Source organism: Methylomagnum sp. (assembly GCF_054333355.1).
The window spans coordinates 1-10,059 of record NZ_JBTEKS010000137.1 but is presented as its reverse complement, the minus strand read 5'-3'; the positions used below and the strand labels follow the sequence as shown (position 1 = coordinate 10,059).

The window sequence follows — 10,059 nt, the reverse complement described above, 5'->3', positions numbered from 1 at the left end:
GGTATTGTCTCGGAAGTAACGGAAAAATACTGGGTAAAAAAATACCCGCACCAAGAATTCCCGATAATGGAAGGTGAAGCGGGTCCAGAATGAGACTAGGTTGGTGCCTAGCCAGGGATGGTTATAGTAAGGGTCGCAACGGTAGCCAAACACCCGGAATAACCCGGTTCTAAAATGCAGCCCACCGGCCCAGGCCAATAACCAGCGCACTTGATCCAGAAACGCGGTGGACAACACCGTCGCGGTGGTGGTGTGGCCGGTGTCGACGAAATCACAAACCAGTCGTTTGAGGTTGGCGCGGTGGACTGCGATACCCAGCTCGGTGAACCCATCCACCAGCGACCAGCGTATCCATTCCCCCAAGAGCAGGTAAATTAGGGCCACGCCCCAGATTTTCACGCCATCCAACGCCAGTTTATTTTTATCCTCGGCGAAATAACTATTGCTGAGGTAGGTATACCCCAGGCCGACGGTGCTGCCGATATTCCAGTTGGATATGACCGCCGGGGTTAAAAATAGCGAGAGATACCCGGTGAGCGGCAGGTCTTTCGGCACTTGCCCATTGTGGTAGTCGATGTGGTAGACGGTCAGCCGCCGCCATTGCCAGAAGAACAGCACGATGCCCAGCGGCAGTTTCCAGTGTTCGCCCGCCAGGATTTCGGCGAGGCTGAGGACAAGCACGGCGACCAAGGAGGATTGCACCGCCATCACGCGCACCGTCGCTAGAACGCGGGGATAGCGTTCCAAGCGCGGCAGGCCATGCCGGTAGGTTTCCATGACGACCGCCCCAGAAACCAAGGCCATGGCGACGGACGCCCCGGAAAGGCCAGCGAAAGCCAAATGCCCCAACGCCCCAGCGGCGGCGGCCAGCAACAAGCCTTGTCGGAGCGGTGGGGCGTGGAATAGCAGGTAAATGATGAGATGCGCGGCCAACAGTCCGGCCACGGTGGCGGCTTTGAAAATGACCAGCCCCGCGCCCAGGAACCACAGCACCAAGGACGCCTGCTTGTAACGCATGGGCAGGAAATAGGCGCAGAGGAAGGTTCCGGCCAGGGCGGCGAATAAGACCAGGCGTTGGGCGTCGCTGTCGAGGTAATTCTGATCGGCCCCGAACACCCAGATTTTGCTATCGACGTTATGGTCGTCGTCGAACACATGGGGGGGTACCCAGCCTAGCCACTGCGCTAGGTCTTCCGGCAAGGGCAGCCCCAAGGGCGCGGCGATTTGGGTGAACAAATAGGCGTAGAGCGCCAGCATGGCGAGTACGGCCAAGACCACCCGAGGGTTATGCCCGGCGGCGTTGCGTGCCCGTTGTTCGGCGCTGGCGGGCCGGTCGCGGAGTAGGCCGGCCATGGCTTATTCCGCTCGTTCCCACGCTTGTTTCCCGCTCGTTCCCAAGCTCCTGCTTGGGAATGCGGTCTTGGAAGCTCCCTCTTCCCGAACCGCGAAAACTGGAACCTTGCTGGTTTCTACGAGTTGCGAGTTAAGCCAGGAAGCCTCGTGTTTTATGAGGTAGCCGTGGGGCGCGGCGTGCCCGAACTGCGTTCCCCTGTGGCACAGGGGAACGAGTGGGGGGAGGGGGGCTTTAATCATGATTTTCTTATTATGAATGGGCCAGCGGGAAAGATTAATTCCCCGTTTTGAAGTTTGGGCGACAACTAAGCCTGACCGATTAGCGGCGCTAATTGAGTCCGGTCGATTTTGCCATTCGCCGTGACCGGAAACGATTCCAGCCGATGAAAATTGCGGGGCAGCATATAGGCGGGTAAAAACCCAGCTAGCCGATGATTTAAATCGGTGGATGAAATCTCCTCGCCAGCGGAATAAAACGCCACGATGCGCTGATTGTCCCGATCATACAGTACGCAGCATTGCTGAATTTCTTCCAGCCTCGCCAAAGCGGTTTCAATTTCCCCCAATTCGATGCGATGGCCCAGGTGCTTAATTTGGTGGTCGCGCCGCCCGATGAAATGGATTAAGCCATCCTTGGACGAGACATAACCATAATCCCCGGTTTTATAGAGGATGTCCCGATAGTTGGGATTCTTCGGGTTTTGAATGAACGCCGCCGCTGTTTTTTCCGGGTTATTCCAATACCCCAATGCCACTCCGACACCACCGACGCAGATTTCCGCCGCCGTGTCGTTTTCTTCGACGACTTGCCCGGCGTCGTCCAGAAAAAAGATACTGGAATTCTCGCAGGCCGAACCCAAGGGAACATCTTCCAAGGCATCCAGTTCGTCGCCGAATATCTGATAAATACAGTCCACGGTGATTTCCGTGGGGCCGTAAAGATTGGATAGCAGGGCGTGGGGCAGTTTTTCCCGCAGGTATTTGAGGGTATTGAGCGACATGGCCTCGCCCGCGAACAATACCTTGCGGAGGGTTTCCAGCTTCCGCCCGGAGAATAAATCGAAGGCGGCGATATTCGCCAGCAGGGAAGGGACGAAGAAAATCAGGCTGATGCGCTGCTCTTCCAGGTATTTCACCAAGTCCGATAGGAAGCGGAATTTCTTTTTCTCAATCAGATGTAGCGTGCCACTCGTGGCGAAGGTGGCGTATAAGTCCAGCACCGAGTTATCAAAATAGAGCGGGGCTTGGCTGCCGATGATTTCGTTTTCATCGACCGAATAGGTTTTCACTACCCAGTCGATATAGTCGATCACCCCGGCATTGGAGATAGTCACGCCCTTGGGTTCGCCCGTGGTGCCGGAGGTGAAGATGATGTAGATGGGGTCGAGGTTGGTCAGCGTCTTTAAACCATTCAGCAGCGCGGATTCTTGATCCGCGCTGTATGACGTGGGATCGACGTCCAAACCGCCCACCCGGAAGCCCGCCCCGTTTTGCTCCACTACGGGCGGGTCATCCAGCAGTCGCCACACCACATTGCGCCGTTCCGCCGGCGTGGCCGGGTCGAAAGGCACGTAGATATGCCCGCTCAACTGCACGGCCAGGATGGCGGTGACGGCGGCGATGGATTTGTCGATGTTGACCACCACGGGGCGGCGCGGTCCCGGCACGGCGTGTCGGACGGCATGTCCCAGCGCCACCGCCCGTCGCCAGAGTTCGGCGTAGGTGACGGAGATTCCGCCTTCCACTAGCGCGATGCGGTCGGGGTGGCGGTCTTTGGTCCGAATGAGATATTCGACGGCGAGCTTTTGCATGGGCGCTATCAGTCTTCCGCGTGGGGCTTGTATTGGCTCACCAAGCCGTGCTGCACATTCGGCGGCACCTGCTCGTAGTGGCTGAGTTCCAGCGTGTAGGAGCCTTGCCCGGCGGTGAGCGATTTCAGCCGCGAGTGGTAGTTATCCAGTTCCGCCAACGGGGCACGGCCCGAGACCGAGGCTATGCCGCCCCGCGCCGGGTTGTGGCCGGTCACTTGGCCGCGCCGCGAGGACAAATCGCCGCTCACATCGCCGATGGCGGATTCGGGGATGTTCAGTTCGACGTTGACGATGGGTTCCAGCACGATGGGCCGGGCTTTCGCGATAGCATCGAGGAAGGCTTTCTTGCCGGCGGCGACGAAGGCGACTTCCTTGCTGTCCACGGAATGGGTCTTGCCATCGTAGACCACCACCCGCACGTCCTGGAGCGGATAACCGGCGATGGCCCCGAGGTCGAGGACTTGCCGCACGCCTTTTTCCACCGCTGGGATGAATTGTCCCGGAATCGTCCCGCCCTTCACCTCGTCCGCGAATTCAAAGCCCGCGCCACGGGGCAGCGGCTCAATGCGCAGGAAGACTTCGCCGAACTGCCCGGCTCCGCCGGTTTGCTTCTTGTGGCGATGATGGCCCTCGGCGGGCGCGGTGACGGTTTCGCGGTAGGGCACCTTGGGGGTGTGGGTGTCCACGTCCAGCTTGTACTGATCGTGCATCTTTTCCAGCACTCTTTTTAGATGCAGTTCGCCCAGGCCGTGCATGACCTCCTCGTGGGTGGAGGCGTCGTAGTCGACATGGAAGCTCGGGTCTTCCGCTTCCAGCTTGTGCAGGACTTCCGACAGTTTGTGTTCGTCGCCGCGCCGCCGGGGCTTGATGGCGAGGCCGAACACGGCGTGGGGAAAGTCCAGTGGCTTGAGGTGGATGTGGTCGTCTTCCGGGGCGTCGTGCAGCACGGTGTCGAAATTGATTTCGTCCACCTTCGCCACGGCGCAGATGTCGCCCGGCACGCAGCGCGTCACCGGCACATGGGTCTTGCCTTGCAGCATGAACAACTGGCCGACGCGGATGGGCTTACGGGATTCGCCGACTAGCAGCGGCGTGTCCGTAGTGATGGTGCCCTGGTGGACGCGGAAGACCGAGACCTTGCCAACGTAAGGATCAATTTCCACTTTAAACACATGGGCCAGCACATGCTTGTCGGCGTCCGGCTCTGAATGGAATGGCGTGGCGTTCTTGCGCTCGGTGTTGGACGGCCAGCGCTCGAACAGCGGTGGATTGCCTTCTTTCGGGTTGGGCAGCAGCTTCACGAATATGTCCGCCAGCTCCTCCACGCCCGCGCCAGTCCGCGCCGATACGAAGCACACCGGCACCAGATGGCCTTCGCGCAAGGCCGCCTCGAAAGGCGCGTGCAGTTCCTCCGGGGCGATTTCGCCCTGTTCCAAATAGCGGGTCATCAGGCCTTCATCGACCTCGACCACCTGATCCACCAGGGCTTGGTGCGCTTCCGCCACCGACGAGAAATCCGCCTCGCCGCCCGGATTGAAGAAGCAGTCCACCACCTTCGAGCCATTGTCGGCGGGCAGGTTGATGGGCAGGCATTCCTTGCCGAAGGCGTCACGGATGTCCTTGAGCAGTTCCGGCAGGTTGCCATTCTCGCCGTCGATCTTGTTGACGACGATCATCCGGCAAAGGCCGCGGGCTTCGGCCCAATGCATCATCCGCTTGGCGGTGAATTCGATGCCGTTCTGGGCGTTGATGACTACCGCCGCGGTCTCCACCGCGTCCAGGGCGCACAGGGCCTGGCCCATGAAGTCGGGGAAGCCCGGGGTATCCAGCAGGTGGACGCGGGTGTCCTGATGAATAAGGTGGGCAACGGCCAGCTTCAGGGAGTGCTGGTGGGATCTTTCCAGGGGGTCGTAATCGCAGACGGTGTTGCCTTTTTCGACACTGCCCGGCGCGTTAATCATGCCGGTTTTATGGAGCAGGGTTTCGAGCAAGGTGGTTTTGCCAGCGCCGCTTTGTCCGACTAGGGCCACGGTGCGGAGGCTTTCGGTGGCATACGCATTCATTCAATGATCTCCGTTGATTTGTCATGGATTCGCTAACTTGGCGCGAGTGTAGGCGAGGGGACGGAGCGCTTCAAGCGGGTTTGACGGGGAAAAGATGATCTGAGCGCCTGCGCTTGGGGCGGGTGGGAGGGGGACCGGATGCGTGGACTTGTCAGAATAAATTACACGCTTGGTGGGGCGTGTCATGGTATGCCAGCGGTTGATTTGAAAGGTGTAAGCGCTTAGCTCATTTAACTTGGGCTTGTTGGGGGGCGCAGTTTTCTCGGGAATTTTACGGTCGGTGTCGGCTTGGGCGAAATTTCAAAATATGTGAAATTTGAATCGCGCTGAATGGAGCCAGCTTAGAACTTGCGTAACTTATTGTTTCTACTGGCGGAAACCTGTTGGGCAAAGGCTCGCGGTGCCGTATGGAAATGTTTACAAAATCCTGTTCAAGAACGTGAAGTAGACTGGCTATTTTATAAAAATCAATTTAAAGTCAATGACTTGTATTTTTTGGCCCAATATATGCTTAAAAACTCCACAGGCGTGTGGCGCAGCACATGATCCACAACTTGTTTAGAGAACCAGATCACAAATTTTGAGGAAGCGCTGTCATGAGTATTGCAATTTTGAAAGAAAAGCTAACCAAGTCCCTCAGCCGGGGGATGCTGGCGGGTGTCGTTTTGATGAGTTTTGCCACAATGGGGCAGGCCGCCACGTTGGGCTTGGTGTCGAAGCCTACGGATATTACGGATAGCTTTGCCGCCGCCAAATATAGCGTTGGTGGATCCAACAACTTCCAGTTGGCAAGCGCATTCGGGGCGGGTATTAGCCCATTCACTTACGTCCTGCCGGGTAATCCCACTACTTACAACGTAGCCAACGGCACCTATACCCTAGGGGCCACCATCTCTAACGCGGGCATTTTGTCGGGTGGAACGTTTTCGTTGGTCGGAGATTTCGACACCGTTGCTGGCACGACCACCCTGATGGGCAATGTTACCGGATTCGGTTACGCGGCCAATGTTTTCGAGTTCCTAGTCAACGTCACCAGCGGCTCCAACGCACTGAATATCCCGGTGGGTGCGACTTTAGGCGTGATCTTGTCGGATTTGCCCAAGACCTTCAACGTCGCAGCGGATTTCGCCCTTGCTGGCAATGCGTTTGACCAGACAACAGACACCGGTGCGGATTGTTTAAGTAATAGTAACTGTGCGCGTAGCGATACCTTTGTGGTGCCGGAACCCGCCAGCCTCTCATTGCTGGGCATAGGTGCCCTGGCTGCCCGCCGTTTTGGACGCCGCACGTAAGTCGTTTTAGTAACGACCACTAATTTCTCGCAGGTCAATCCTATGAATCTTCCTATGCGGTTTCGAGTAGCCATAGCGGCGCTATTCGTGATGCTTGGGTACGGAGATGTGGGGGTGGCGGGGATATTCTCGCCTGGCTTCCCGAACGTCGCGTTTACCAACACCAGTAGCGCATCTTATAACCATGCCACTGGTGCCGTCACAATCAATGCCACGCCCACAATAGTTAGGCTGACTTCCAGTGGCGCTCCCCTTTTAATGTCGAACCCGCGGTCGGTTGCGATCAATGTCATGCTGAATCCCTCCACTGGGGCGCTGATCGGTGGAGTTAGCGGCGACGACCTGCTGGTCACAGGCTCAATCTCTGGCTACGCTTCGCCATTGATTAAAGGGGAAGTGTTAGAGGTCATCTACACGGATCAGCCCGGCAGTGCGACTGACACCGTGGATTTGCGCTTCCAGATCACGGGTGGCAGCCTAGCGGCCCATGCTGGTTATGCGGGCAAGGACATTGGCGTAACACTGTCCTTAGAGGCGGTGCAAACCCCCAGTGGCGTCCTCCTTCAGACAGTCTCTTTCGCCAACGGCGACTTTCTGGTGGACTCCCTCACAGGGCGGGGCGCGGCCAAGGGCAACATTGGCCCGATTGCCCCCATCGTTTGCGATGGCAAGATTGGCAACTATGTCTGGAACGACAGCAGCGAAAACGGCATCCAGGATAATGGCGAACTCGGCATTAATGGCGTTACGGTCACGCTGACGCCTGCTTCCGGCCCGGCGCAGACCACTACCACCACAGTGGGTGGGCCATCCAGCCAGAGTGGCTACTACCAGTTCTCGGGACTGTGCAATGGCCCGTATACGATTACGGTAAGCACCCCGTCTGGCTATGTGGCTTCCCCCTCGAACCAAGGCAGCGATCCGGCCTTGGACAGCAACGGTAGTCCGACCTCGGTCGTGCTTTCTGGCAGCAACAACGACGATCAAACCATCGACTTCGGGTTCTTCATTCCTCAAGACGCCTGCACCGGTTCCATCGGGAACTATGTCTGGGAGGACACCGACAAGGATGGTCTCCAAGACCCCGGCGAACCCGGCATCGACAACGTGCATGTGCTGTTGAAAAACGCCAGCGGCAGCCTCACGCTCGCCACGACAGTCACAGCCGCGGGCGGACCCAACAACCAGCCCGGCTACTACCAGTTCATTGAGCAGTGCGCGGGTGCCTACACGGTGGAAGTGGTCGCGGGCGATCTGCCAGCAGACTTCACTGCCACCAATTCCAATGTGGGTGGCGATAACACAGTCGATAGCAACGGCAGCCCGGCGAGCGTCACCCTGCCCGCTGATGATAGTAACAACCAAACCATCGACTTCGGCTATAAGCCGCCCTGCGCGGGCCGCATTGGCGACTTCGTGTGGAACGATGCCGACCGTGATGGCATCCAGGATTCGGGCGAGTTGGGCATTAACAATGTCCAGGTGGTGTTGCTCGACATCAACCAGACCGAGATTGACCGCGTCACCACCAATCCGGGTGGTCCGGGCAACCAGGATGGTTACTACGAGTTCGCCGGTCGCTGCGCGGGCACCTACTTCGTGAAGGTTGATCCAGCCACCGTGCCTACGACGCTTGTGGCGAGTCCGGCCAACGTCAATAGCAACAACAGCGACACGGTTGACAGTGACGGTGCCTTGGCTCAAGTCATTTTGACCGCCGACACCAGTGTCAACCTAACCATCGACTTCGGCTACAACACGCCCTGCACAGGCTCAATCGGGGACTATGTGTGGCATGACGCCGACCGTGATGGCATCCAGGATTCCGGTGAACCGGGCATCAACGGTGTCACCGTTAACCTGAAGGATAGCCTGGGGGCTGTGGTCGGAACCACGGTCACGGGTAATGGCGGCCCTGGCAGTAACGACGGCCACTACCAGTTTGTGGGACGCTGTGTCGGCACCTACACCGTGGAGGTCTTGGCATCCACCCTGCCAACGGGCTATACGCCGACGGATTCCGGTGCTGTGGGTTCCACCCTCGACAATAACAGCAATGGCAGCCCCTCAACGGTCACGTTGGCGGCGGATGACAGCAGCAACCAGTCTATCGACTTTGGTTATGTCACGCCCTGCACTGGTGTGATTGGCGATTACATCTGGGAAGACCGCAATCAGGACGGTATCCAAGACTCGAATGAGCCAGGCATAGACGGTGTGGTCGTGCAGTTGAAGAACAGCCTTGGCAACATTATTGCCACTACGGTCACTGGCACGGGCGGACCGAGTAACCAACCTGGTTATTATGAGTTCAACGGGCGTTGCGCGGGCACCTATACGGTGGTCGTGGATCAAACCACGGTGCCGACCGGCTTCACCCCGGCCACGAGCGGCGCGGGCAGCGATCCCACTAAGGACAGCAACGGTAGCCCGGCTACGGTCACGCTACCGTCCGACACCAGCACCGACTTGACCATCGACTTTGGGTTCAAGCCGCCGTGTACTGGCAAGGTCGGCGACTATGTGTGGAGCGACCTCAACCAGGACGGCATCCAGGACGGCACCGAGCTGGGCATCAACGGCGTCACGGTCAACCTGAAGAACGCGACCACGGGCGCGGTCATCGCCACTGAGACCACCTACACCGACACCAGCACGGGCAAGCAGGGGTACTACCAGTTCTCCGGCCAATGCGCGGGCAACTATGTGGTGGAGGTCGATGTGACCACGCTGCCGACGGGCTACTCGCCGACAACGCCCACGGCCTCTGGTTCGACCACCAGCAATGACAGCAACGGCAGCCCGGCCACGGTCAACCTGCCAGCCAACAACAGCAGCAACAGCACGATTGACTTTGGCTTTGTGCCGCCTGCCGCGTTGGGTGACTATGTGTGGCATGACGTAAACGCCAATGGCATCCAGGAATCTAATGAGCTGGGTGTGGCGGGCGTTACGATTCAGTTGTTCCAATGCAATAGCACGACGGTGTTCCGTACGACCACGACCAATGCCAATGGCTTGTATAGCTTCACGGGATTGATTCCTGGCAGCTACTCCGTGCGGTTCATTGCGCCCTCGGCCTACCCGACATTTAGTCCGGCACTTCAAGGTGGAAACGCCGCTTTGGATAGCAACGCCAACAGCAGTGGCTACACAGCTTGTGTGACCTTGGCTCCGAACCAGACCGATTCTTCCATAGACGCTGGCGTCTATAAGAAGACGGGAACTTGTACGGGTAACGGTGATGGTGACAAATCCGGCGACAAGTCGGGTGACAAATCCGGCGACAAGTCGGGCGACAAATCCGGCGACAAGTCGGGCGACAAGTCGGGCGACAAGTCGGGCGACAAATCCGGCGACAAATCCGGCGACAAGTCGGGCGACAAGTCGGGTGACAAATCCGGCGACAAGTCGGGTGACAAATCCGGCGACAAATCCGGGGATAAATCCGGCGACAAGTCGGGCGACAAGTCGGGCGACGACAAGTCGGGGGATAAATCCGGCGACAAGTCGGGCGACAAGCCGGGCGACAAGTCCGGG

Annotated in this window: 6 protein-coding genes; 3 read left to right on the top strand and 3 right to left on the bottom strand. The window is 58.3% G+C overall.

Features of this window, described 5'->3' with window-relative positions; genetic code table 11:
- From ACXWUF_RS11900 to fusA, 3 genes are all read right to left on the bottom strand, one after another.
- Positions 1 to 1,353, bottom strand: a 1,353-nt coding sequence (locus tag ACXWUF_RS11900; RefSeq protein ID WP_458503288.1) for a hypothetical protein, incomplete at its 3' end; no start/stop codon positions are given.
- A gap of 305 nt (positions 1,354 to 1,658) precedes the next feature.
- Positions 1,659 to 3,164, bottom strand: coding sequence for an amino acid adenylation domain-containing protein (locus tag ACXWUF_RS11895; protein WP_458498714.1), 1,506 nt, complete (start codon positions 3,162 to 3,164; stop codon positions 1,659 to 1,661).
- 8 nt (positions 3,165 to 3,172) lie between these two features.
- The gene (gene fusA, locus ACXWUF_RS11890; protein ID WP_458498713.1) at positions 3,173 to 5,227 is read right to left on the bottom strand and encodes an elongation factor G; all 2,055 of its coding nucleotides are present in this window, start codon (positions 5,225 to 5,227) and stop codon (positions 3,173 to 3,175) included.
- 348 nt (positions 5,228 to 5,575) lie between these two features.
- Between fusA and ACXWUF_RS11885 the strand changes: the two genes are divergently transcribed.
- The 3 genes from ACXWUF_RS11885 to ACXWUF_RS11875 all read left to right on the top strand — a co-directional run.
- A complete protein-coding gene (locus tag ACXWUF_RS11885) occupies positions 5,576 to 5,773 on the top strand; it encodes a hypothetical protein (RefSeq protein WP_458498712.1) in 198 nt (65 codons plus the stop codon).
- Between the two features lie 50 nt (positions 5,774 to 5,823).
- Complete coding sequence (locus tag ACXWUF_RS11880; protein ID WP_458498711.1) at positions 5,824 to 6,519, top strand: PEP-CTERM sorting domain-containing protein; 696 nt, start codon at positions 5,824 to 5,826, stop codon at positions 6,517 to 6,519.
- Between the two features lie 291 nt (positions 6,520 to 6,810).
- On the top strand, positions 6,811 to 10,059 hold a 3,249-nt coding region (locus ACXWUF_RS11875; protein WP_458503287.1), incomplete at its 3' end, for an SdrD B-like domain-containing protein.